The following is a 24,460-nucleotide window of genomic DNA, read 5'->3' as shown; positions in this document are numbered from 1 at the left end:
CCCGGGACACCCCGGGGTCGTACAGTCGTCCCGTCCGTCTCCAACACAGCTGTAGAGAGTGGCGAGCACACGGTGGACGTGCAGAACAAGCTCGACGAGATCACCGCGACGGTCTCCGGCGCCCGCGCCATGCCCATGTCGGCCTCGTGCGTGGTCAACCGCGCCGAACTGCTCTCGCTGCTGGAAGAGCTGCGCGCGGAGCTGCCCGGTTCCCTCGCCCAGGCGCAGGAACTGATCGGTGACCGCGAGCAGATGGTCGCGCAGGCCCGCCAGGAGGCCGACCGGATCATCGAGGGCGCGCACGCCGAGCGCGGCTCCCTGATCGCCGACACCGAGGTCGCCCGCCGCTCCCAGGCCGAGGCCGACCGGATCCTCACCGAGGCCCGCCAGGAGGCCGAGGAGGTCCGCGCCGAGGCCGACGACTACGTCGACTCCAAGCTCGCCAACTTCGAGGTCGTGCTCACCAAGACCCTCGGCTCCGTCGGCCGGGGCCGCGAGAAGCTCCTCGGCACCGGACCCGGCCTCGACGAGAACGGCTACGAGGACGAGGACGCCCCCGAGCGCAGCCACGACCCGGAGACCCTGCGCCGCGACGCCGACGCCTACGTCGACACCAAGCTCGGTGCCTTCGAGGCCGTCCTCGCCAAGACCCTGGACGCCGTCGGCCGCGGCCGCCAGAAGCTGCACGGCCGGATCGCCACCGACGACCTCGGCGCCCTCGCGGACGACCTGACCACCGTCCAGCACTCCAGCGACGCCGACTACCTCGCCGACCTCGCGGGCCTCGCCGACGCACCGGCCTCCGCCCCCGCCTCCGCCCCCGCCTCCCCCGAGCAGCAGGGGCAGCCCCAGTACGGCGAGCCGCAGCCCGTGGCGGCCCGGCTGCCGGCGCAGACGCCCGCGCAGGCCGTGCCGGAGATGCCGTCCCAGGAACCGGCGTACGGCTACGCCTCCCAGCAGCAGCCCGATCCGTACGCGGCCTACCAGCAGACCTACGACGGCGGACCGGACCCGTACGGCTACCAGCAGCAGGGCGCCGACCCGTACGCCTACCAGTACGACGGCGGGCAGCAGGCGTACGACGCACAGCAGGGCTACGCCCAGCCCCCGCAGCCCCCGCACGCCCCGCAGACCCATCCGCAGGCGCTCGACGAGACCAGCCTCTTCGACACCGGCATGATCAGCGCCGAACAGCTGCGGGCGTACGAACAGGGCCGCGGGCTCTAGGACCGCCCCCAGGGGCGAGGGGCCTGCCGGGCCGGATTGGGCCGAGAGCGAATGGTCCAGTATCCTGGCTCTTCGGTCGCGCGTACGTCCGCGATCGCCGCTGCCCGGGAACACCAAGGGCGGCACCCTCAACCCACGAAGACCGAAAGCAGGAATGGTTCTGAACGCGCGCCTCGACCACCGCGACCCCCTCGTGTTCGACACGCACGAGCTGGGACGGCGGCCCGGTGCGCTCCAGCGCCTGACCCGCACGGTCGACGCTCCCAAGGACTTCGGTCTCCAGGGAGTCATCGGAGTGCCGGAAGGCGCCCCGGTGGAGCTCGATCTCCGGCTCGAGTCGGTCATGGAAGGGGTGCTCGTCACAGGCACCGCCCGTGCCAGGGCCGAGGGGGAGTGCGTAAGGTGTCTGGAGCCGCTGGAGCAGCAGCTCGAAGCGGACTTCCAGGAGCTGTTCTCGTACCCTGACGCCGACGACCGTGGCCGCCCCGTGGCGGAACCGGGCGACGACGCCGAGGACGACGAGGACAGGTTCTTCGTCGAGGACGGACTGATCGGCCTCGAAGCCGTGCTGCGCGACGCGGTGGTGCTCGCACTGCCGATGCAGCCGGTGTGCCGGGAAGACTGCCAGGGTCTGTGCTCCGAGTGCGGAGTACGCCTGTCGGACGACCCGGACCACCACCATGACGCCGTCGACGTTCGTTGGGCGGCATTGCAGGGACTCGCCGGTTCACTCGGAGACGGCGAGAAGGACGAGATGAGCGGCGACGGGCCAGATTCCGCGGACGCCGCCGAGAAGCAGGAGAAGTAGCCGTGGCTGTTCCGAAGCGGAAGATGTCGCGCAGCAACACGCGCCACCGCCGGTCGCAGTGGAAGGCTGCGGTCCCCACCCTGGTTGCGTGCGAGCGCTGCCACGAGCCCAAGCTGCAGCACATCGCGTGCCCGGCTTGCGGCACTTACAACAAGCGCCAGGTCCTCGAGGTCTGAGCGGCTGGTGAGAGGCACTGTGTCAGTCCCCAAGAAGGCGGAAGACGCCAAGGCGGACCCACCCGCCAAGAAGAAGGCGGACACCCAGGCCTCGTCCCACACGCTTCTGGAAGGGCGGCTCGGCTATCAGCTCGAGTCCGCCCTTCTGGTGCGTGCACTGACCCACCGTTCCTACGCGTACGAGAACGGCGGTCTGCCGACGAACGAGCGGCTGGAGTTCCTCGGGGACTCCGTGCTCGGCCTCGTCGTCACGGACACGCTGTACCGCACCCACCCCGACCTGCCCGAAGGCCAGCTGGCCAAGTTGCGGGCCGCGGTGGTCAACTCGCGTGCGCTGGCTCAGGTGGGCCGCGGGCTCGAACTCGGCTCCTTCATCCGGCTCGGCCGCGGTGAAGAGGGCACGGGCGGCCGGGACAAGGCGTCCATCCTCGCCGACACCCTCGAAGCGGTGATCGGCGCGGTCTATCTCGACCAGGGCCTCGACGCGGCCTCCGAACTGGTGCACCGCCTGTTCGACCCGCTGATCGAGAAGTCCTCGAACCTCGGTGCCGGCCTGGACTGGAAGACCAGCCTCCAGGAACTCACCGCGACCGAAGGGCTCGGCGTCCCCGAGTACCTGGTCACGGAGACCGGCCCGGACCACGAGAAGACCTTCACTGCTGCCGCCCGCGTCGGAGGCGTCTCGTACGGCACCGGCACCGGCCGCAGCAAGAAGGAGGCGGAGCAGCAGGCCGCGGAATCCGCGTGGCGGTCCATCCGGGCCGCGGCGGACGAGCGCGCCAAGGCGACGGCCGACGCCGTCGACGCGGACCCCGACGAGGCGTCCGCCTCCGCCTGACCCACCCGTCGCACGGTCCGAACGCCCGCCCCGTCTCCGGGGCGGGCGTTCGGCTCGGCTCCGTCCACCAGCCCGGTCCATCCGAGGGGAAGCCATGCCCGAGTTGCCCGAGGTAGAGGTCGTACGGCGCGGCCTGGAACGCTGGGTCGCCCACCGGACCGTCGCCGACGCCGAGGTACTGCACCCGCGTGCGGTACGCCGGCACGTCGCGGGCCCCGACGACTTCGCCCAGCGCCTGAAAGACCACCGCATCGGCACGCCCAGCCGCCGCGGCAAGTACCTGTGGCTGCCCCTGGAGGACACCGACCAGGCCGTCCTCGCCCACCTCGGCATGAGCGGCCAGCTCCTGGTCCAGCCGCACGAGACACCCGCCGAGAAGCACCTGCGCATCCGGGTCCGCTTCGCCGACGCCCTCGGCACTGAACTCCGCTTCGTCGACCAGCGCACCTTCGGCGGCCTCTCCCTGCACGACACGTCCGCCGACGGACTGCCCGACGTCATCGCGCACATCGCCCGCGACCCGCTGGACCCCCTCTTCGACGACGAGGCGTTCCACCACGCCCTGCGCCGCAAGCGCACCACGATCAAACGGGCCCTGCTCGACCAGTCCCTGATCAGCGGCGTCGGCAACATCTACGCGGACGAGGCCCTCTGGCGCGCCCGCCTGCACTACGAACGCCCCACGGCGACCCTCACCCGCCCCCGCACCACCGACCTGCTCGGCCACGTCAGGGACGTGATGAACGCCGCCCTCGCCGTCGGCGGCACCAGCTTCGACAGCCTCTACGTCAACATCAACGGCGAGTCCGGCTACTTCGACCGCTCGCTCGACGCGTACGGCCGCGAGGGCCTGCCCTGCCGCCGCTGCGCCACACCTGTGCGCCGCCGGCCGTGGATGAACCGCTCCAGCTACTTCTGCCCGAAGTGCCAGCGCCCGCCACGGGTCACGCCGTAGGCATCCGCTGCTCGTCGTACCGCGCGCGAGAGGCCAGCACCTCGTCCATCCGCCCCTCGACGCACTCGATGAGCGCGAGCAGCCGCCCGGCCACCTCGTGGCCCAGCGCCGTGAGTTCGTAGTCCACCCGGGGCGGGTTGGTCGGCTGGGCCTCGCGGTGCACCAGTCCGTCGCGCTCCAGCGCGTGCAGGGTCTGGGCCAGCATCTTCTCGCTGACACCGTCCACCCGGCGCCGCAGCTCGTTGAACCGGAAGGACCCCTCGTACAGGGCGCCGAGCGTCAGCGCGCCCCAGCGTCCCGTGACGTGCTCCAGGGTGCCGCGCGAGGGACAGGCCCGGGAGAACACGTCAAACGGCAGATCCTGCTCCGCCGTGCGCTCCTGCGTGGTCGACATACCCCCAGCGTACGCGAGCACAGCGCCGCCCCGCGGACCGCGCTGAGCGGGAGAGAGCGCGGGAGCAGTGCCGGGGGAGCGCCGCCGGGGACGGTCAGTAGCCGAAGTCCTGGGTCCACCAGGGGCCGCCGGAGCCGAAGTGGACGCCGACTCCCAGGGTCTGGAAGTCGCAGTTCAGGATGTTGGCCCGGTGGTCGGGGCTGTTCATCCAGGCGTCCATCACGGCCTGGGCGTCGGCCTGGCCGCGGGCTATGTTCTCGCCGCCGAGGCCGGATATGCCCGCTGCCGACGCCCGGTCCCAGGGGGTGGCGCCGCTGGGGTCGGTGTGGTCGAAGAAGCCCTGGGTCGCCATGGCCCGGCTGAAGTCCTCGGCCAGTTCGCGCAGCGCGCTGTTCGCGGCCACGGGGCTGCAGCCGGCCTTGGCCCGTTCGTCGTTGACCAGCTTGAGCACCTGCGCCTGGGCGACGGCCTCCTCGGAGACCGCGGCGGGCGCGCTGGGCCTGGCGGGCTCCTTGGTGGCCGGGCGCGAGGGAGTGGCCGGCTTCGGCTTGGCGCTGGGAGGCGTCTTCGGCTTCTTGGTCTTCGACGGTGTCCCGGCCGGGGCGGCGGGCTTCGAGGCCGGTGCCGAGGCGGAGGGGGAGGCCGAGGACGGCGAGGTGGACGGGGAGGAGGACGGGGAGTCCTTGGCGGACTCCTCCTTCGTCGGGGACTGGGCGGACGAGGGGGAGCGGTCGGTGCCGCGGCTCGTGGCCGCGTCGTCGCCCCGGCCGGTGTCGGCGCTGCCCGAGGTGCCGCCCTGCTGGGACGGGCTGTTGGTCGGGGTGTCCTGGGCCTGCACCCGGTCGCCCCCGCCGCTGCCGCCGCCGATCCGGTAGTTGTCGAGGCCGGGCACCACGCCCGTGGCCACCGCCACCGTGCCGATGGCGACCGCGGCGGAGACACCGAGCAGGCCGGTGCGGACCGGGGTGGCCGCCTTCTTGCGGCGGCGACGGCGTCCTCCGCCGGGCTGCGAGCCGTCGGCGGGCGTGTATCCGTCACGGGGGAAGGCGACGGTGCGGCCGGCCTGCGGGCCCTCGCCGTCCGGGGCGTCGGCGAAGAGGTAGGCGTCGCTCCTGGCGCGGACCTCGGCGTACGCCTCGGGGTTCAGATAGGGAGCGATGCCCATCGTGGGGGCCTCGTCCGCGTCCGGAGCGAGCGGATCGCGGCGCCGTCCCGCCGTACCGTCCGGCTGGTGGCCCTCCGCGGCGCGGCCGGCGGCGGAGCGTCGGTGGCGTCCCATGTCCTGGCCTTCCTCGTCCTCGTCCTGGTCCTCGCGCTGGGCGTGCCCTCGCGGTCGACTGTGCTCACGATCAACACGAAACTCACACGATCGAGTGAGTTTCAAGTGAGATTCATTGGGTCGGGACGGTACCGCATGGCGCCAGGGGGTGAAGTGTCCCGCGAGACATTGACTGGTTAGGTTGCAGTCATGAGCGAGGATGTACGACTGGTCGCGTGGGTGCGCGGACAGGTCCAGGGCGTGGGATTCCGCTGGTTCACGCGGGCCAGGGCACTGGAACTCGGCGGGATGAGTGGTTTTGCTCTCAATTTGGGCGACGGCCGCGTGCAGGTCGTCGCGGAGGGCCCGCGCGAGCGCTGCGAGGGACTGCTCGAGTGGCTGCGCGGTGACGACACGCCCGGACGCGTGGACGGAGTCACCGAGATCTGGGACACACCCCGCGGAGGGTACGAAGGCTTCGCCATCCGCTGACGGCCCTCCGCGCGAGGGCCCGCGGGCACCGGATGAGGCCCTCCCCGCAGGGGTGGCCGGGGCGAAAACGGGCAGGTGGTTGCCAAGGGCGGCCGCTCGTGGGAGGCTCCGCACGCGAAATGACCGCCATGCCCCGAGGGGCCCGCAGGAGTCGCGGCGTCGCCGTTCGCCGGCCGCATGCCCCCGGGCGCCCGCCGATACGGGGCGTGATCGTGTTGACCGTCAAACTTTTTGGTGAGACGCTGAAAGCCCCGCGCACCTTAGCTGTTTGGCATGGTTGAACGGCAGCAAGAACTCCAAAGTGCCAAGCACCGCGGGTGCGATTCCCTCACGACCCACACCGCTTCGGTCGGTCACTCATTGTGGAGGACCATCCATCATGGCAAAGGCGCTTCTCGGTTACGTCGGCGGCTCCGACCCTCGACTCCTCGCCGAGATGCGACGGCTCCAGCAGCGCGTCCAGGACCTGGAATCCGAGCTCGGACGAATCCAGGCGGAGAACGACGCGCTGGCGGCTGCCGCTTCTCACGACAGGATCATGGAGAGCATGGAGAGCGTTGACGCACACCAGGCGGAGCCTGCGCTCACCTGATCACTGCATCGCTCCACCACGGCACGGCAGTGATCGGGCCCGCCCGTACCACCGCTCAGATGCCAGAGTCTGCAAGGGACGCTTCGGCGTCCCTTCTTTCTTTCCCCCCGTCTCGCCCGCCGTGTGTCCGTCCCCGCGCAACCTTTCACCCTCTTCAACGTCTGATGTGCCCTGCACGTTCACCGGTGAAACCGCGTCGGTTCACCGGTTCGTGGAGTGAGACAGACCCGAAAGGTAGAGTCCGACGGCGTGCACCTGAAGGCCCTGACCCTGCGCGGGTTCAAGTCGTTCGCCTCGGCGACCACGCTCCGGTTCGAGCCCGGCATCACCTGTGTCGTCGGCCCGAACGGCTCGGGAAAGTCCAACGTCGTCGACGCGCTCAGCTGGGTCATGGGCGAACAGGGCGCCAAGTCGCTGCGCGGCGGCAAGATGGAGGACGTCATCTTCGCCGGCACCACCGGCCGCCCGCCGCTCGGCCGGGCCGAGGTGTCGCTGACCATCGACAACTCCGACGGGGCCCTGCCCATCGAGTACGCCGAGGTCACCATCACGCGGATCATGTTCCGCAACGGCGGCAGCGAGTACCAGATCAACGGCGACACCTGCCGCCTCCTCGACATCCAGGAGCTGCTCTCCGACTCCGGCATCGGCCGCGAGATGCACGTCATCGTCGGCCAGGGCCAGCTCGACTCCGTCCTGCACGCCGATCCGATGGGCCGCCGGGCCTTCATCGAGGAGGCCGCCGGCGTCCTCAAGCACCGCAAGCGCAAGGAGAAGGCGCTCCGGAAACTGGACGCGATGCAGGCCAACCTCGCGCGCGTGCAGGACCTCACCGACGAGCTGCGGCGCCAGCTCAAGCCCCTCGGCCGGCAGGCCGCCGTCGCCCGCAGGGCCGCCGTCATCCAGGCCGACCTCCGGGACGCCCGGCTCCGGCTCCTCGCCGACGACCTCGTACGGATGCGCGAGGCACTCCAGGCCGAGGTCGCCGACGAGGCCGCGCTCAAGGAGCGCAAGGAGGCCGCCGAGCGGGAGCTGGGCAAGGCGCTGCGCCGAGAGGCGGACCTGGAGGACGAGGTGCGCCGGCTCACCCCGCGCCTCCAGCGCGCCCAGCAGACCTGGTACGAGCTGTCCCAGCTCGCCGAACGGGTGCGCGGCACCATCTCGCTGGCCGACGCGCGCGTGAAGAGCGCCACCTCCGCGCCGCCCGAGGAACGCCGCGGCCGCGACCCGGAGGAACTGGAGCGCGAGGCCGCCCGCGTCCGCGAACAGGAGGCCGAACTCGAAGCGGCCCTGGAGGCGGCCGAACACGCCCTGGAGGACACGGCCGCCCACCGCGCCGACCTCGAACGCGAACTGGCCATGGAGGAACGCCGCCTCAAGGACGCCGCCCGCGCCATCGCCGACCGCCGCGAGAACCTCGCCCGGCTCGGCGGCCGGGTCGGCGCCGCCCGCTCCCGTGCCGCCGCCGCCCAGGCCGAGATCGAGCGGCTGGCCCAGGCGCGGGACGAGTCCGGACAACGCGCGGCCGCGGCGCAGGAGGAGTACGAGACGCTCCAGGCCGAGGTCGACGGGCTCGACGCCGGCGACCAGGAACTCGCCGAGCGGCACGACGCCGCCAGGCGGGCGCTGACCGAGGCGGAGGCCGCGCTCGGCGCCGCGCGTGAGGCGGCCACCGCGGCGGAACGCGGGCGCGCCGCCACGCAGGCCCGGCACGAGGCACTCGCCCTGGGCCTGCGCCGCAAGGACGGCACCGGAGCGCTGCTCGCCGCCAAGGACCGCCTCACCGGACTGCTCGGTCCCGCCGCCGGACTCCTCACCGTGACGCCGGGCCACGAGGCCGCCCTGGCCATCGCCTTCGGCGCCGCCGCCGACGCCCTCGCGGTGACCTCCCCGGCGGCCGCCGCCGACGCGATCCGCCTGCTGCGCAAGCAGGACGCGGGCCGGGCCGCCCTGCTGCTCGCCGGCGCCCCCGACGACGTACCGCACGAGGCGCGCGGCGACGGACCGCCGCACGCCGCCGACCTGGTCCGCGGGCCCGCCGACCTGATGCCCGCCGTACGGCGGCTGCTGCGCGGGATCGTCGTGGTCGCCACCCTGGAGGACGCCGAGGACCTCGTCTACGCCCGCCCCGCGCTGACCGCCGTCACCGCCGACGGGGACCTGCTGGGCGCCCACTTCGCGCAGGGCGGTTCCGCCGGGGCGCCCAGCCTCCTGGAGGTGCAGGCGTCCGTGGACCAGGCCGCCGCCGAGCTGGCGGAGCTGGGCGTGCGGTGCGAGGAGCTGGCGGGGGAGCAGGAAGCAGCCGTGGGGCGACGGCGGGAGTGCGCCGCGCTCGTCGAGGAGCTGGGGGAGCGGCGCCGGGCGGCCGACCGGGAGAAGTCGTCCGTCGCCCAGCGGCTGGGGCGGCTCGCGGGTCAGGCGCGGGGCGCCGCCGGGGAGGCGGAACGGTCCGCCGCCGCGGCCGCCCGGGCGCAGGAGGCGCTGGACAAGGCGCTCATGGAGGTCGAGGAACTGGCGGAGCGGCTGGCCGTGGCCGAGGAGATGCCCGGGGAGGAGGAGCCCGACACCGCCGCCCGCGACCGGCTGGCCGCCGACGGTGCCAACGCCCGGCAGACCGAGATGGAGGCCCGTCTCCAGGTCCGTACCCACGAGGAGCGGGTCAAGGGACTGGCCGGACGCGCCGACTCCCTGGACCGGGCCGCCCGCGCCGAACGCGAGGCACGCGCGCGTGCCGAACAGCGGCGGGCCAGGCTGCGGCACGAGGCGGCCGTCGCCGAGGCGGTCGCCGCCGGCGCCCGGCAGCTGCTCGCCCACGTGGAGGTCTCGCTGACCCGCGCCGACGAGGAACGCACCCTCGCCGAAGCCGCCAAGGCCCGGCGCGAGCAGGAACTGACCGCCGCGCGCACCGCCGGGCGCGACCTCAAGGCGGAGCTGGACAAGTTGACGGATTCAGTTCACCGGGGCGAGGTACTCGGCGCCGAGAAGCGGCTGCGCATCGAGCAGCTGGAGACCAAGGCGCTGGAGGAACTCGGTGTGGAACCGGCGGGGCTCGCGGCCGAGTACGGCCCCCATCAAGAGGTGCCGCCCTCGCCCCCCGCCGACGGCGAGGTGCTCCCGGAAGACCCGGAGCACCCGCGCAACCGCCCGCGCCCCTTCGTCCGCGCCGAGCAGGAGAAACGGCTGAAGGCCGCCGAGCGCGCCTACCAGCAGCTCGGCAAGGTCAACCCGCTGGCGCTGGAGGAGTTCGCGGCGCTGGAGGAACGGCACCAGTTCCTCAGCGAGCAGCTGGAGGACCTGAAGAAGACCCGCGCCGACCTGCTCCAGGTCGTCAAGGAGGTCGACGAGCGCGTCGAGCAGGTCTTCACCGAGGCCTTCCGGGACACCGCCCGGGAGTTCGAGGGCGTCTTCAGCAGGCTGTTCCCGGGCGGTGAGGGGCGGCTGATCCTGACCGACCCCGACAACATGCTTACCACCGGCGTGGACGTCGAGGCCCGGCCCCCCGGCAAGAAGGTCAAGCGGCTGTCGCTGCTCTCCGGCGGGGAGCGCTCGCTGACCGCGGTGGCGATGCTGGTGTCGATCTTCAAGGCCAGGCCGAGCCCGTTCTACGTGATGGACGAGGTCGAGGCGGCGCTCGACGACACCAATCTGCAACGGCTGATCCGGATCATGCAGGAGTTGCAGGAGGCCTCGCAGCTGATCGTCATCACGCACCAGAAGCGCACGATGGAGGTCGCCGACGCGCTCTACGGCGTGTCGATGCAGGGCGACGGTGTGTCGAAGGTCATCAGCCAGCGGCTGCGTCAGTCCTGAGGACTCATTCTTCAAGACTTGAACACATAACCGCTTCGGTTCCCTTGAACTCACAGCTCTCGCCCTATTGACTTCGATACTTGAAGGCATATTCTCTGCAACGTTGCTTTTACCTTCAGGTTCCTTCGTCGGTGCCTCGAAGAGTGAACCGCCCCGGCAGCGTTGCCGGTAGCCCGAGGAGTACACGTGGCCAGCACATCGCAGGCACCCAGTCCAGGAGCCGGGACGGCTCACCCCGATCATCTCGGGCACGTCATCTTCATCGCGGCGGCGGCCGCGATGGGCGGCTTCCTGTTCGGCTACGACAGTTCCGTGATCAACGGCGCCGTCGAGGCCATCCGGGACCGCTACGACGTCGGCTCCGCGGTACTGGCCCAGGTCATCGCCGTGGCTCTGATCGGCTGCGCCATCGGCGCCGCGACCGCGGGCCGCATCGCCGACCGCATCGGCCGTATCCGCTGCATGCAGATCGCCGCGGTCCTCTTCACCGTCAGCGCCGTCGGCTCCGCACTGCCCTTCGCGCTGTGGGACCTCGCCATGTGGCGCGTCATCGGCGGCTTCGCCATCGGCATGGCCTCGGTGATCGGCCCCGCCTACATCGCCGAGGTCTCCCCGCCCGCCTACCGCGGCCGGCTCGGCTCCTTCCAGCAGGCCGCGATCGTCATCGGCATCGCCGTGTCGCAGCTGGTCAACTGGGGTCTGCTGAACGCCGCCGGCGGTGACCAGCGCGGCGAGCTGATGGGCCTGGAGGCCTGGCAGGTCATGCTCGGCGTCATGGTGATCCCGGCCGTCCTGTACGGCCTGCTGTCCTTCGCCATCCCCGAGTCCCCCCGCTTCCTGATCTCCGTCGGCAAGCGCGAGCGCGCCAAGAAGATCCTCGAAGAGGTCGAGGGCAAGGACGTGGACTTCGACGCCCGCGTCACCGAGATCGAGCACGCCATGCACAGCGAGGAGAAGTCCTCCTTCAAGGACCTCCTCGGCGGCAGCTTCTTCTTCAAGCCGATCGTCTGGATCGGTATCGGCCTGTCGGTCTTCCAGCAGTTCGTCGGCATCAACGTCGCGTTCTACTACTCCTCGACGCTGTGGCAGTCGGTCGGCGTCAACCCCGCCGACTCGTTCTTCTACTCGTTCACGACGTCGATCATCAACATCGTCGGCACCGTGATCGCGATGATCTTCGTGGACCGCATCGGCCGCAAGCCGCTCGCCCTGATCGGCTCCGTCGGCATGGTGATCGGGCTGGCGCTGGAGGCCTGGGCCTTCTCCTTCGACCTGGTCGACGGCAAGCTCCCGGCCACCCAGGGCTGGGTCGCCCTGATCGCCGCCCACCTCTTCGTCCTCTTCTTCGCCCTGTCGTGGGGTGTGGTCGTCTGGGTCTTCCTCGGCGAGATGTTCCCCAACCGGATCCGTGCCGCCGCCCTGGGCGTGGCCGCCTCCGCACAGTGGATCGCCAACTGGGCCATCACCGCGAGCTTCCCGTCACTGGCCGACTGGAACCTCTCCGGCACCTACGTGATCTACACGATCTTCGCCGCCCTCTCCATCCCCTTCGTGCTCAAGTTCGTGAAGGAGACCAAGGGCAAGGCCCTGGAGGAGATGGGCTGACCCCCGCCCCACCCCGAGCCCGGGGAGGAGGGCCAAGTCCCCGCTGCCCCTCTCCCCGTACCGTCCGCCGCCCCGCCCGGTCACTTCCGGGCGGGGCGGCGGTGTGCTGCGGCTCGTTGAACGTCAGACGGCCACGGTCTCGGCCCCGGGCTGCCCGGCCCGCTCCGCGCGCGCTCCCGGGACGACCAGCGCCGGCTTCGGCAGCACCGCGTACAGCAGGGCGGAGATCACGACCGTGGCCACCCAGCCCAGCCCGTACTCGCCGACGAAGTTGTTCGTGGCGAGCGGACCGGTGAACCAGTCGGACGTGGTGAACATCAGACCGGCGGCCAGGCCCACCGCCCAGGCGACGACCGCCGCGGGGGAGAAGCCGCCGCGGTACCAGTAGGCGCTGGTGCGGCCGGTGTCGGCCAGGGCCTCGCCGTCGTACTCCCGGCCGCGCAGCATGTCCGCGCCGAACACGCCGACCCAGGCGGAGAAGGCGACCGCGAGCAGCGACAGGAACGCGATGAAGGACCCCATGAAGCTGGTCGCCACAAGCATCAGCACGCCGCCGAAGACCAGCGAGATCACGGCGTTGACCGAGACCGCCCAGTGCCGCGGGACCTTGAAGCCCAGGGTCTGCGCGGTGAACCCGGCCGAGTACATCGACATCGAGTTGATCAGCAGCATGCCGATCAGCGCGATCAGCAGGTACGGCACCGCGATCCAGGTCGGCAGGATCTCGCCCAGGAAGGAGACCGGGTCGGCGGCCGAGGCCAGATCCGGCGTGGAGACCGCCATGACCGCGCCCATCAGCACCATCGGCAGTACGACGATGCCCGCACCGCCGACCGTGACCCCGACGATCCCCTTCGAGGACGCCGTGCGCGGCAGGTACCGGGTGAAGTCCGGCGCGGACGGGATCCAGCTGACGCCGCCCGCCGCGATCAGACCCACACCCGTGATCATCGCGGCCACCGAACCGGCGGACCGGTCGAACACCGCGGACCAGTCGGTGTCGACCACCAGATAGCCGAGGACCAGCACCGAGAAGGCGCCGAAGAGGTACGCCGCGTACTTGTTGCACTTCTGCACGGCGTTGATGCCGAGCCCCGAGATCGCGAACGTCGCCACCACGAAGGCGAGCAGCGTCACCATGTCCAGCACGCTGTTGGCGCGGATGCCGAACACGATGTCCAGGACCGTGAGCAGTGCATAGGCACCGGTCACCGCGTTGATCGTCTCCCAGCCCCAGCGGGCGACCCAGATCAGCGAGCCGGGCAGCAGATTGCCCCGCTGCCCGAACACCGCACGGGACAGTGCCATCCCGGGAGCGCCGCCCCGCTTGCCGGCGATGCCGATCAGCCCGACCAGGCCGTACGACACGACCGGCGCGGCACCCGCGACGACCAGGGCCTGCCAGAAGTTGAGCCGGTACGCCACGACGAGGCTCGCGCCCATCGTGAGCAGCAGCACGCTGATGTTGGCGCCGACCCAGGTCGGGAACAGCTCGCGGGTCCGGGCGGTGCGCTCGTGGTCGGGCACCTGCTCGATGCCACGGGTCTCCAGGGCGCCTTCGTTCTCGGCGGTCTTGCTCATGTGGGGGGTCCGTGCCTCGATCGTGGGGAAGAGGGGGCGGTCGGGACTCTACGCGCGTTGACGCGGCCTTCTCCATCGTACTTTGCTCCGACTCGCTCCTTCCAGGGGCCTTTGTCCTTTGGCGGAAACCACAAGCGGCCGATAGCGGGGGGCCGTGCCGGGGGTCACGCATACTGGTCCCGTTATGGAAATCGTCATCCTTGCTGTAGTCATCGCCGTGGTCGTGATCGGCGCGCTCGGCGGGCTGGTCGTCGGCAGCCGCCGCAAGAAGCAGCTGCCCGAGCCGCCCCCCGCCGCGCCCGACATCACCGCCCCTCCGGCCGAGCCGCACGTCGGCGACGAGGCCGAGACGCCGCGCGACGAAACGCGCCGGACGATAGAGGAGGTCGACCTCCCGGACGGCGGCACCGCCACCGTCGAGGAGCCGCCCGTCGTCGAAGAGCTCGAGATCCCGCAGATCGAGGTTCCCGAGCCCACCGCCGGCCGACTGGTCCGGCTCCGTGCCCGCCTCTCCCGCTCGCAGAACGCCCTCGGCAAGGGCCTGCTGACCCTGCTGTCCCGGGAGCACCTCGACGACGACACCTGGGAGGAGATCGAGGACACGCTCCTCACCGCCGACGTCGGCGTGCAGCCCACCCAGGAACTGGTCGAGCGGCTCCGTGAACGGGTGAAGGTGCTCGGCACCCGCACGCCCGAGGAGCTGCGCACCCTGCTGCGCGAGGAGCTGATCACCCTGGTCGGCCCCGACATGGACCGCGAGGTCAAGACCGAGCCGGCCACGAGCAAGCCCGGCATCGTGATGGTCGTCGGTGTGAACGGCACCGGCAAGACCACCACCACGGGCAAGCTCGCCCGCGTCCTGGTGGCCGACGGCCGCAGCGTCGTGCTCGGCGCCGCCGACACCTTCCGCGCCGCCGCCGCGGACCAGCTCCAGACCTGGGGCGAGCGGGTCGGCGCCCACACCGTGCGCGGGCCCGAGGGCGGCGACCCCGCCTCCGTCGCCTTCGACGCGGTCAAGGAGGGCAAGGAGATGGGCTCGGACGTCGTGCTCATCGACACCGCCGGCCGCCTGCACACCAAGACCGGCCTCATGGACGAGCTGGGCAAGGTCAAGCGCGTCGTGGAGAAGCACGCGCCGCTGGACGAGGTGCTGCTCGTGCTCGACGCCACCACCGGCCAGAACGGTCTGATCCAGGCCCGGGTCTTCGCCGAGGTCGTGAACATCACCGGCATCGTGCTGACCAAGCTGGACGGCACGGCCAAGGGCGGCATCGTGGTCGCCGTCCAGCGCGAGCTGGGCGTGCCGGTCAAGCTGATCGGACTCGGAGAGGGCGCGGACGACCTGGCGCCGTTCGAGCCCGCGGCCTTCGTGGACGCCCTCATCGGCGAGTGACGCCGACTGCCGGCGCCCCGCGCCCGCACCCGGGCGAGAAGCGCCCGCCTCCCCTGCCGGGAGCCGGGCGCTTCGCTGTGCCGCGGGGGCATGGCGCCGCGGGGTGGGTGTGACGGCGGCTTGGGTGGTGCGAGGCGCGGTGGCTGGTGCCGGCGCCCGTGTCCGCCGAGTGGCGGGCACCAGGACGCGCGCGACGCTGCTCGGCCCGCAGGCGTGAGCAGGGGTGGCGGTGGCCGCTCCCGGACGGGACGGGGCCGGGTGTGTTTCGGCGGACGGGCATGCGGGCCTACCGGCGTGCTGGGCCTAGCGGCGTGCGGGCCTAACGGCGTGCTGGACGTGCTGGGCCTAGCGGCGTGCGGGCCTACCGGCGTGCGGGCGTGCGGCGTGCGGGCGTGCGGCGTGCGGTGTGTGCGGGCGTGCTGGCGCCGACGTGCCGGGCGGTTGGTGTTACCTCCGCGACCGGTGGGCCACGTACGCCAGCGTGCCCAGGAGCAGCCGGGCCGCCGGGGGCTTCGTGGCCGAGTCGAGGGCCGGGGGCCGCAGCCAGCGCACCGGGCCCCGGCCGCCGCAGTCCGAGGGCGGGGCCGTGAGGTACGTACCGGGGCCGAGGCCGCGCAGGTCGAGGGCGGACGGGTCGTCCCAGCCCATCCGGTACAGCAGCCGGGGCAGCTCGGCCGCGGCGCCCGGAGCGACGAAGAACTGGGCGCGGCCCTGCGGGGTCGCCGAGACCGGCCCGAGCGGGACGCCCATGCGCTCCAGCCGGGCCAGCGCCCGCAGCCCGGCGGGCTCGGCCACCTCGATCACGTCGAACGTCCGCCCGACCGCCAGCATCACCGCGGCCCCGGGGAACCGGGCCCAGGCCTCGCTCGCCTCGTCCAGGGTCGCCCCGGCGGGCACCCGAGGCGCGAAGTCCAGGGGGTGCGCGCCCGGCGCCGGACAGTCGGGCAGGCCGCACGAGCAGGCGCCCTGGGCGGTCCGGGCGCCCGGCACCACGTCCCAGCCCCACAGCCCGGTGAACTCGGCCACGACGGTGCACTCCGAGGCGCGGCCGCGGCGACGCGCGCCGGACCGGATCTCGCGCATGCCCCGACTGCTGCCGATGCCGATCGTGAAGCCCATGCCCCCTCCAACGGGTCCGACGCAGCGGCGGTTACGCAGCGGACGTGAAACGTGACTCTCTGCTTCCAAATCCCCAGTCCGACGCGGTTCAGACAGCGTCCGGAAGCACTCCGGGGTGGTGCGTCCGACGGTGCACGCCCCGGTGTGCACCGTTGCACCGACTGCCGGTTGGCCTATGTCAAGTGAATCGCGTCCCGGTCATCGCGAGTTCATTCGAAGGGGTGGCGAATGGTGGCGATTCCGCAATCGCCATGGCTGGACGAGTGATCGTAGGACTACTTTGTGTGCATGGAGCCTTGGGGCACATGCACTTGTGGGTATGCCGGAGGCAACCCGGCTTTCCGTTCGAAGGGTGCCAACCGCCGGACGGAGGGCCGTAACCACCGGCATTCTGATAGGGCTTGGCGCACTCGGCGACAGGTGGTCTCAGGGATGGGGGCGTTCCAGTGAGTGGCAACGGCGGAAGCGGTGCGAGCGCGGGGAGCGCGTCGCACGCCGACAAGCGCCCGAACGAGCTGCTCACCTCCTGGTTCGCCCGCAGCGGCTGGTCCAAGGGCGAGCTGGCCCGCCAGGTCAACCGCCGGGCCCGCCAGCTGGGCGCCAACCACATCTCCACCGACACCTCACGCGTGCGCCGCTGGCTCGACGGGGAGAACCCGCGCGAGCCGATCCCGCGGATCCTGTCCGAGCTGTTCTCCGAGCGGTTCGGCGTCGTCGTCTCCGTCGAGGACCTGGGCCTGCGTTCCACCCGCCCCACGCCCTCCGCGACCGGCGTCGACCTCCCCTGGACGGGCCCGCAGACCGTGGCCCTGCTCAGCGAGTTCTCGCGCAGCGACCTCATGCTGGCGCGGCGCGGCTTCCTCGGGAGCTCGCTGGCCCTCTCCGCGGGCCCGTCCCTCATCGAACCCATGCAGCGCTGGCTGGTCCCCACGCCCTCCGCCACCCCGCAGGCGGCCGGACCCGAGCCCGCGGCACCCGCCGCCCGCGCGCGCGGCCGCCTGTCCAGGCCGGAGCTCGACCTGCTGGAGTCCACGGCCGTGATGTTCCGCCGCTGGGACGCCCAGTGCGGCGGCGGTCTGCGCCGCAAGGCCGTGGTCGGCCAGCTGCACGAGGTCACCGACCTGCTCCAGGAACCCCAGACCGGGACCACCCGCGCCAAGCTCTTCAAGGTCGCCGCCGAGCTGGCCGAGCTGGCCGGCTGGATGTCGTACGACGTGGGGCTCCAGCCCACCGCCCAGAAGTACTTCGTGCTCGCCCTGCACGCCGCCAAGGAGGCCGGGGACCGGCCGCTCGGCTCGTACGTCCTCTCCAGCATGAGCCGCCAGATGATCCACCTCGGCCGGCCCGACGACGCCCTGGAGCTGATCCACCTCGCCCAGTACGGCAGCCGGGACTGCGCCAGCCCCCGCACCCAGTCGATGCTGTACGCGATGGAGGCCCGCGCCTACGCCAACATGGGCCAGCCCGGCCGCACCAAGCGCGCGGTGCGCATGGCGGAGGACATCTTCGCCGAGGCCGACGAGTGGGACGAGCCGGACCCCGACTGGATCCGCTTCTTCTCCGAGGCCGAGCTGTACGGGGAGAACAGCCACTCCTTCCGCGACCTCGCCTACGTGGCCGGCCGCAGCCCCGCCTACGCCTCCCTCGCCGACCCCCTGATGCGCAAGGCCGTGGACCTGTTCGCCAAGGACGAGGAGCACCAGCGCTCCTACGCGCTGAACCTGATCGGCATGGCCACCGTGCACCTGCTGCGCCGCGAACCCGCGGAGAGCACCGTCCTGGCCATGGAGGCCATGGGCATCGCCAAGAAGGTCCGCTCCGAACGCGTCAACACCCGCATCCGCAAGACCGTCGACACGGCCGTACGCGATTTCGGCGACCTCGGTGAGGTCGTCGACCTCACGGAACGGCTCGCCGTCGAGCTGCCGGAGACCGCCGAAGCGGTCTGAACCCCCACCAGCCCCGGCCGCGGCCGGCCCTCCCGAACTGCCCGACTCGGCTCCCCCATGCCAGGTCATTCGGAGGCCGCCGCGGCCGGCTTGTGCCCCGGCGCGGACCGCCCCGCCACGACGGCGACCGCACCGGCCCGCACCCGGCCGTTCACCCACGCGTAACACGCACCGTGCCTTCGTCACGGCGGCGAAACAACGAGGGGCTTCCACCGAAACCGCGCTGCGTCAATGTCGTGGCGCATAACCGGCCCACCCCTCACCGCCCGCCCGCCAGGCTTCGCCCCCACGGGGCCGTACCAACGACGAGGAGACGCCGATGGCTCCAGCCATCACGCTCGCCGCAGAGACGGAGCTCTCTGCCGCCAACACGGGCTTCATGCTCATCTGCTCCGCCCTGGTGATGCTCATGACCCCGGCCCTGGCCTTCTTCTACGGAGGCATGGTCCGCGTCAAGAGCACCCTGAACATGCTGATGATGAGCTTCATCAGCCTCGGCATCGTCACCGTCCTGTGGGTGCTGTACGGCTTCTCCATGGCGTTCGGCACCGACTCCGGCAGCGTCGTCGGCTGGAACTCCGACTGGGTGGGCCTGAGCAACATCGGGCTGACCGAGCTGTGGGACGGCTACACCATCCCCGTCTTCGTCTTCCTGGTCTTCCAGCTGATGTTCGCCGTCCTCACCCCCGCCCTGATCAGCGGCGCCCTCGCGGACCGGGTGAAGTTCACGGCCTGGGCACTCTTCATCGCCCTGTGGGCCACGATCGTCTACTTCCCCGTCGCCCACTGGGTGTGGGGCGCGGGCGGCTGGGCCTTCGAACTGGGCGTCATCGACTTCGCCGGCGGTACGGCCGTGCACATCAACGCCGGTGCCGCCGCGCTCGGCGTGATCCTCGTCATCGGCAAGCGGGTCGGCTTCAAGAAGGACCCGATGCGCCCGCACAGCCTCCCGCTGGTCATGCTCGGCGCCGGTCTGCTCTGGTTCGGCTGGTTCGGCTTCAACGCCGGGTCGTGGCTCGGCAACGACGACGGCGTCGGCGCGCTGATGTTCGTCAACACCCAGGTCGCCACCGGCGCCGCGATCCTCGGCTGGCTCGCCTACGAGAAGATCCGGCACGGCGCCTTCACCACCCTGGGCGCGGCCTCCGGCGCCGTCTCCGGCCTGGTCGCCATCACCCCGGCCGGCGGCGCCGTCTCCCCGCTCGGCGCGATCGCCGTCGGCCTCATCGCCGGTGTGGTGTGCGCCATGGCCGTCGGCCTGAAGTACCGGTTCGGCTACGACGACTCCCTCGACGTGGTCGGCGTCCACCTCGTCGGCGGCATCCTCGGCTCGCTGCTCATCGGCTTCTTCGCCAGCGGCAAGGGCCAGTCCGACGTCGAGGGCCTCTTCTACGGCGGCGGCCTCGACCAGTTCTGGAAGCAGTGCGCGGGCGTCTTCGGCGTCCTCGCCTACTCCCTGGTCGTCTCCGCGGTCCTCGCCTTCCTGCTGGACAAGACGATCGGCATGCGGGTGTCCGAGGACGTCGAGGTGGCCGGCATCGACCAGGCCGAGCACGCCGAGACCGCATACGACTTCAGCGGCGCCGGCGGCGGTGCCGCCCGGACGACCGCCACGCCGGCCGCCTCCACGGCCGCGTCGGCCCCGAGCAAGAAGGTGGACGCATGAAGCTCATCACCGCCGTCGTCAAGCCGCACCGGCTCGACGAGATCAAGGAGGCCCTCCAGGCCTTCGGGGTCCACGGCCTGACCGTCACCGAGGCCAGCGGCTACGGCCGCCAGCGCGGACACACCGAGGTCTACCGGGGTGCCGAGTACACCGTCGACCTGGTGCCCAAGATCCGCATCGAGGTCCTGGTCGAGGACGACGACGCCGAGCAGCTGATCGACGTCGTCGTCAAGGCGGCCCGCACCGGCAAGATCGGCGACGGCAAGGTCTGGGCGGTCCCGGTCGACACGGCCGTACGGGTCAGGACCGGCGAGCGCGGACCCGACGCGCTCTGAGCAGCTCTGGGCCAGCTCCGAAGCACGACAACGGAACGGGAGTCGCCGGGTGACGAGTACGGGCGTGACGGACGAAGCAGAGGGCTCGGGACCCGGCGGCTACGCGGCGGCCCGGCTGCGCCTCCTCACCGAGGGGGCGCGGTCCGGGCCGCCGCGCCGCAGGGCGCTGGCCGAACTGACGGACGGCTGGCTGGCGGGCCTCTTCGGCGCGGCCACCGAGGGGCACCCGGGGGTCTCGCTCGTCGCGGTCGGCGGCTACGGGCGCGGCGAGCTGTCCCCGCGCAGCGACCTTGACCTGCTCCTGCTGCACGACGGCCGGGACGACAAGGCCGTCGCCGCCCTCGCCGACCGCCTCTGGTACCCGGTCTGGGACCTCGGCATCGACCTCGACCACTCCGTACGCACCCCGCAACAGGCCCGGAAGACGGCGGGCGAGGACCTCAAGGTCCACCTCGGTCTCCTGGACGCCCGCCACCTGGCCGGAGACCTCGGCCTGACCGCCTCCCTGCGCACCGCCGTCCTCGCCGACTGGCGCAACCAGGCCCCGGGGCGCCTCCCTGAACTCCGCGACCTGTGCGCCGAGCGCGCCGAACGCCAGGGCGAGCTGCGGTTCCTGCTCGAACCCGACCTCAAGGAGGCCCGGGGCGGCCTGCGCGACGCCACCGCGCTGCGTGCCGTCGCCGCCTCCTGGCTCGCCGACGCCCCGCGCGAGGGACTCGCCGAGGCCCGGCGGCGGCTGCTCGACGTACGCGACGCCCTCCACCTGGCGACGGGCCGGGCGACCGACCGGCTGGCGCTGCAGGAACAGGACCAGGTGGCGGCCGAACTGGGCCTGCTGGACGCCGACGCGCTGCTGCGACAGGTGTACGAGGCGGCCCGCGTCATCTCCTACGCGGGCGACGTGACCTGGCGCGAGGTGGGCCGCGTGCTCCGCTCGCGGTCCGTACGGCCGCGGCTGCGCGCCATGATGAACGCAAGGAACGGAAGGAACGGAAGGAACGGCGGGAAACCGGTCGCCGAGCGCTCCCCGCTCGCCGAGGGCGTCGTGGAGCAGGACGGCGAGGTGGTACTCGCCCGCACCGCGCGCCCCGAACGCGACCCCGTACTCCCGCTGCGCGCCGCGGCCGCCGCCGCGCAGGCCGGACTCCCGCTCTCCCGGCACGCCGTACGGCGCCTGGCGGCCACCGCGCGCCCCCTGCCCGCGCCCTGGCCCGCCGAGGCACGCGAGCAGTTGGTGACCCTGCTGGGCTCCGGCCGGCCCACGGTGCAGGTCTGGGAGGCGCTGGAGGCCGAGGGCCTGGTCACCCGGCTGCTGCCCGACTGGGAGCGGGTCCGCTGCCGCCCGCAGCGCAACGCCGTGCACCTGTGGACCGTGGACCGGCACCTGATCGAGACCGCCGTCCGCGCCGCCGGGTTCACCCGCCGGGTGCACCGCCCCGACCTGCTGCTGGTCGCCGCGCTGCTGCACGACATCGGCAAGGGCTGGCCCGGCGACCACTCCGTGGCCGGCGAGACCATCGCCCGGGACGTCGCCGCCCGCATCGGCTTCGACGGCGCGGACACGGCCGTCCTGGCCACCCTCGTACGCCACCACCTCCTGCTCGTGGAGACCGCCACCCGGCGCGACCTAGACGACCCGGCCACCGTGCGCGCGGTCGCGCAGGCGGTCGGCACCGAGCACACGCTGGAACTGCTGCACGCGCTGACCGAGGCGGACGCGCTGGCCACCGGTCCTGCCGCATGGTCGTCCTGGCGCGGCTCCCTCGTCGGCGACCTGGTCAAACGGGTCGCCGGAGTGCTGGCCGGGGAGCCGCCGCCCGAGGCCGAGACCGCAGCCCCCACCGCCGAACAGGAGCGGCTCGCGGTCGAGGCCTTCCGCACCGGCGGTCCGGTACTGGCGCTGCGGGCCCAGGCGGAGCCGCCCGCCGATTCCGCCCCGGCCCCCTCCTCTCCCTCGTCGGCCGACGGTCCCGAGCCCCTCGGCGTGGAGCTGCTGATCGCCGTACCCGACCAGGCGGGTGTGCTTCCCGCGGTGGCCGGGGTGCTGGCCCTGCACCGGCTGACCGTCCGCACCGCCGAGCTGCGGTCCCTGCCGCTGCCGGACGGCGTCGAGGGCTCCGTCCTGCTCCTCGACTGGCGGGTCGCCGCCCAGTACGGCTCCCTGCCCCAGGCCGCCCGGCTCCGTGCCGACCTGGTCAGGGCCCTGGACGGCACCCTGGACATCGCCGCCCGGCTCGCCGAACGGGACGCCGCCCACCCCCGGCGCCGTGGCGTGGAGCCGCCCCCGCCCCGCGTCACCGTCGCCCCGGCCGCGTCCCGGCTGGCCACGGTGATCGAGGTCCGCGCCCAGGACGCGCCGGGACTGCTGTTCCGGCTCGGGCGGGCACTGGAGGCGGCGGGGGTGCGGGTACGGAGCGCGCACGTGTCGACGCTGGGGGCGAACGCGGTGGACGCCTTCTATGTGACGCGGGGCGAGGGTGCGCCGTTGCCCGGGGACGAGGCGGCGTCGGTGGCCCGGGAGCTGGAGGAGTCGCTGCGGGGGTGACCGTCCGCTCTCTGCAGCGGGCAGGGACACTTTGCTTGCCGGGCCGGATACCCTGGAGGGCGACCCACACCAACGCCGACGCGAGGACCTACGCCGCCGTGTTCGATACTCTCTCCGACCGCCTCTCAGCGACCTTCAAGAGCCTGCGTGGCAAGGGGCGGCTGTCCGAGGCGGACATCGACGCCACGGCCCGCGAGATCCGCATCGCGCTGCTTGAGGCCGACGTGGCGCTCCCCGTCGTGCGTGCCTTCATCAAGAAGGTCAAGGAGCGCTCCCTCGGCGCCGAGGTCTCCAAGGCGCTGAACCCCGCCCAGCAGGTCCTCAAGATCGTCAATGAGGAACTGGTGGGCATCCTCGGCGGCGAGACCCGCCGCCTGCGCTTCGCCAAGCAGCCGCCGACCGTGATCATGCTGGCCGGTCTCCAGGGCGCCGGTAAGACCACCCTCGCGGGCAAGCTCGGCCACTGGCTCAAGGAGCAGGGCCACTCCCCGCTGCTCGTGGCCTGTGACCTCCAGCGCCCCAACGCCGTCAACCAGCTGAGTGTCGTCGCCGAGCGCGCCGGTGTCGCGGTCTACGCCCCCGAGCCGGGCAACGGCGTGGGCGACCCGGTCAAGGTCGCCAAGGACTCCATCGAGTTCGCCAAGGCCAAGGTCCACGACCTGGTCATCGTCGACACCGCCGGCCGCCTGGGCATCGACCAGGAGCTGATGCAGCAGGCCGCGGACATCCGCGACGCGGTCTCGCCGGACGAGATCCTCTTCGTCGTCGACGCGATGATCGGCCAGGACGCGGTCAACACCGCCGAGGCCTTCCGCGACGGCGTCGGCTTCGACGGCGTGGTGCTCTCCAAGCTCGACGGCGACGCCCGCGGTGGTGCGGCCCTGTCGATCGCCTCGGTGACCGGCAAGCCGATCATGTTCGCCTCGAACGGCGAGAAGCTCGACGACTTCGACGCCTTCCACCCGGACCGGATGGCCTCCCGCATCCTCGACATGGGTGACCTGCTCACCCTGATCGAGCAGGCGGAGAAGACGTTCAGCCAGGAAGAGGCCGAGAAGATGGCCTCCAAGCTGGCGTCCAAGAAGGGCCAGGACTTCACCCTGGACGACTTCCTGGCCCAGATGGAGCAGGTCCGGAAGATGGGCTCCATCTCGAAGCTGCTCGGCATGCTGCCCGGCATGGGCCAGATGAAGGACCAGATCAACAACCTCGACGAGCGCGACGTCGACCGCACGGCCGCCATCATCAAGTCGATGACCCCGGGCGAGCGCCAGGAGCCGACGATCATCAACGGCTCGCGCCGGGCCCGTATCGCCAAGGGCTCCGGTGTCGACGTGAGTGCGGTCAAGTCGCTCGTGGAGCGGTTCTTCGAGGCCCGCAAGATGATGTCCCGCATGGCCCAGGGCGGCGGCATGCCCGGGATGCCGGGGATGCCCGGCATGGGTGGCGGCCCCGGGCGGCAGAAGAAGCAGCAGAAGAAGGCCAAGGGCAAGCAGCGCTCGGGCAACCCGATGAAGCGCAAGCAGCAGGAGCAGGAGGAGGCCGCCCGCCGCGCCGCCGCCGCGCAGAACGGGGGCGCGCTGGGGCTGCCGCAGCAGGGCGGGCAGGACTTCGAGCTGCCGGACGAGTTCAAGAAGTTCATGGGCTGACCGCCCGTTCGGGTGCGGTACGTCGCCGGGGCGCCTCCTGCCGCAGGGGGCGCCCCGGCGACCTACAA

At 72.0% G+C, this 24,460-nt stretch carries 19 protein-coding genes; 15 read left to right on the top strand and 4 right to left on the bottom strand.

The genetic code is table 11. The features are described 5' to 3' along the window. Window positions 1–72: 72 nt before the first annotated feature. The 5 genes from ACFV9J_RS36880 to mutM all read left to right on the top strand — a co-directional run bounded on the left by ACFV9J_RS36880 (window position 73) and on the right by mutM (window position 4,004). Window positions 73–1,227, top strand: coding sequence for an ATP synthase F0 subunit B (locus ACFV9J_RS36880; protein WP_385362041.1), 1,155 nt, complete (start codon window positions 73–75; stop codon window positions 1,225–1,227). A 154-nt stretch (window positions 1,228–1,381) separates the two neighbouring features. Continuing rightward, window positions 1,382–2,035: a YceD family protein gene (locus ACFV9J_RS36875; protein WP_385362039.1), complete on the top strand. Its 654-nt coding sequence runs from the start codon at window positions 1,382–1,384 to the stop codon at window positions 2,033–2,035. A gap of 2 nt (window positions 2,036–2,037) precedes the next feature. Continuing rightward, a complete protein-coding gene (gene rpmF, locus ACFV9J_RS36870) occupies window positions 2,038–2,211 on the top strand; it encodes a 50S ribosomal protein L32 (protein ID WP_006139588.1) in 174 nt (57 codons plus the stop codon). Between the two features lie 7 nt (window positions 2,212–2,218). Further along, window positions 2,219–3,049, top strand: a complete 831-nt coding sequence (rnc, locus tag ACFV9J_RS36865) for a ribonuclease III (protein ID WP_328562890.1) — start codon at window positions 2,219–2,221, stop codon at window positions 3,047–3,049. Window positions 3,050–3,143: 94 nt separating this feature from the next. Then, window positions 3,144–4,004 carry a bifunctional DNA-formamidopyrimidine glycosylase/DNA-(apurinic or apyrimidinic site) lyase gene (mutM, locus tag ACFV9J_RS36860; protein WP_385362037.1) on the top strand — a complete coding sequence of 287 codons (861 nt, stop codon included), beginning with the start codon at window positions 3,144–3,146 and terminating at the stop codon, window positions 4,002–4,004. Here mutM and ACFV9J_RS36855 read toward each other — a convergent pair. Both ACFV9J_RS36855 and ACFV9J_RS36850 read right to left on the bottom strand, forming a co-directional pair. Further along, the gene (locus ACFV9J_RS36855; RefSeq protein WP_385362035.1) at window positions 3,994–4,398 is read right to left on the bottom strand and encodes a winged helix-turn-helix transcriptional regulator; all 405 of its coding nucleotides are present in this window, start codon (window positions 4,396–4,398) and stop codon (window positions 3,994–3,996) included. The genes mutM and ACFV9J_RS36855 overlap by 11 nt on opposite strands. 94 nt (window positions 4,399–4,492) lie before the next feature. After that, window positions 4,493–5,677, bottom strand: a complete 1,185-nt coding sequence (locus tag ACFV9J_RS36850; RefSeq protein WP_385362033.1) for a CAP domain-containing protein — start codon at window positions 5,675–5,677, stop codon at window positions 4,493–4,495. 189 nt (window positions 5,678–5,866) lie between these two features. Between ACFV9J_RS36850 and ACFV9J_RS36845 the strand changes: the two genes are divergently transcribed. From ACFV9J_RS36845 to ACFV9J_RS36830, 4 genes are all read left to right on the top strand, one after another. Beyond that, window positions 5,867–6,148, top strand: coding sequence for an acylphosphatase (locus tag ACFV9J_RS36845; RefSeq protein WP_003973419.1), 282 nt, complete (start codon window positions 5,867–5,869; stop codon window positions 6,146–6,148). A 379-nt stretch (window positions 6,149–6,527) separates the two neighbouring features. Further along, window positions 6,528–6,740 (top strand): hypothetical protein, encoded by a 213-nt coding sequence (locus tag ACFV9J_RS36840; protein ID WP_003973418.1) that lies wholly within the window; start codon window positions 6,528–6,530, stop codon window positions 6,738–6,740. 249 nt (window positions 6,741–6,989) lie between these two features. After that, window positions 6,990–10,550 (top strand): chromosome segregation protein SMC, encoded by a 3,561-nt coding sequence (gene smc / locus ACFV9J_RS36835; protein ID WP_385362031.1) that lies wholly within the window; start codon window positions 6,990–6,992, stop codon window positions 10,548–10,550. 186 nt (window positions 10,551–10,736) lie between these two features. Then, window positions 10,737–12,155: a sugar porter family MFS transporter gene (locus tag ACFV9J_RS36830; RefSeq protein ID WP_385362029.1), complete on the top strand. Its 1,419-nt coding sequence runs from the start codon at window positions 10,737–10,739 to the stop codon at window positions 12,153–12,155. 123 nt (window positions 12,156–12,278) lie between these two features. Here ACFV9J_RS36830 and ACFV9J_RS36825 read toward each other — a convergent pair whose 3' ends face one another. Then, window positions 12,279–13,736, bottom strand: coding sequence for a cytosine permease (locus ACFV9J_RS36825; RefSeq protein ID WP_385362027.1), 1,458 nt, complete (start codon window positions 13,734–13,736; stop codon window positions 12,279–12,281). A 184-nt stretch (window positions 13,737–13,920) separates the two neighbouring features. Between ACFV9J_RS36825 and ftsY the strand changes: the two genes are divergently transcribed. Next, on the top strand, window positions 13,921–15,129 hold the full coding sequence (ftsY, locus tag ACFV9J_RS36820; protein ID WP_164278219.1) for a signal recognition particle-docking protein FtsY: 1,209 nt from the start codon (window positions 13,921–13,923) through the stop codon (window positions 15,127–15,129). A gap of 447 nt (window positions 15,130–15,576) precedes the next feature. On the opposite strand, the gene ACFV9J_RS36815 is transcribed toward ftsY, so the two are convergent. Then, window positions 15,577–16,248 (bottom strand): bifunctional DNA primase/polymerase, encoded by a 672-nt coding sequence (locus tag ACFV9J_RS36815; RefSeq protein ID WP_385362024.1) that lies wholly within the window; start codon window positions 16,246–16,248, stop codon window positions 15,577–15,579. Between the two features lie 446 nt (window positions 16,249–16,694). On the opposite strand from ACFV9J_RS36815, the gene ACFV9J_RS36810 reads away from it, so the two are divergent. The 5 genes from ACFV9J_RS36810 (at window position 16,695) to ffh (ending at window position 24,392) form a co-directional block, all read left to right on the top strand. After that, a complete protein-coding gene (locus ACFV9J_RS36810) occupies window positions 16,695–18,197 on the top strand; it encodes a hypothetical protein (RefSeq protein ID WP_385362022.1) in 1,503 nt (500 codons plus the stop codon). Between the two features lie 319 nt (window positions 18,198–18,516). Beyond that, on the top strand, window positions 18,517–19,863 hold the full coding sequence (locus ACFV9J_RS36805) for an ammonium transporter (RefSeq protein ID WP_385362020.1): 1,347 nt from the start codon (window positions 18,517–18,519) through the stop codon (window positions 19,861–19,863). Next, a complete protein-coding gene (locus tag ACFV9J_RS36800; RefSeq protein WP_003973409.1) occupies window positions 19,860–20,198 on the top strand; it encodes a P-II family nitrogen regulator in 339 nt (112 codons plus the stop codon). Before ACFV9J_RS36805 ends, ACFV9J_RS36800 begins: the two co-directional genes overlap by 4 nt. Window positions 20,199–20,247: 49 nt before the next feature. Continuing rightward, window positions 20,248–22,743, top strand: coding sequence for a [protein-PII] uridylyltransferase (locus ACFV9J_RS36795; protein ID WP_385362018.1), 2,496 nt, complete (start codon window positions 20,248–20,250; stop codon window positions 22,741–22,743). 98 nt (window positions 22,744–22,841) lie between these two features. Further along, a complete protein-coding gene (gene ffh, locus ACFV9J_RS36790) occupies window positions 22,842–24,392 on the top strand; it encodes a signal recognition particle protein (protein WP_385362016.1) in 1,551 nt (516 codons plus the stop codon). Window positions 24,393–24,460 lie beyond the last annotated feature (68 nt).

Source organism: Streptomyces sp. NPDC059906 (assembly GCF_042730645.1).
Taxonomy (GTDB): Bacteria; Actinomycetota; Actinomycetes; order Streptomycetales; family Streptomycetaceae; genus Streptomyces; species Streptomyces rubrogriseus.
This window is presented reverse-complemented; position numbering and strand designations above follow the sequence as displayed.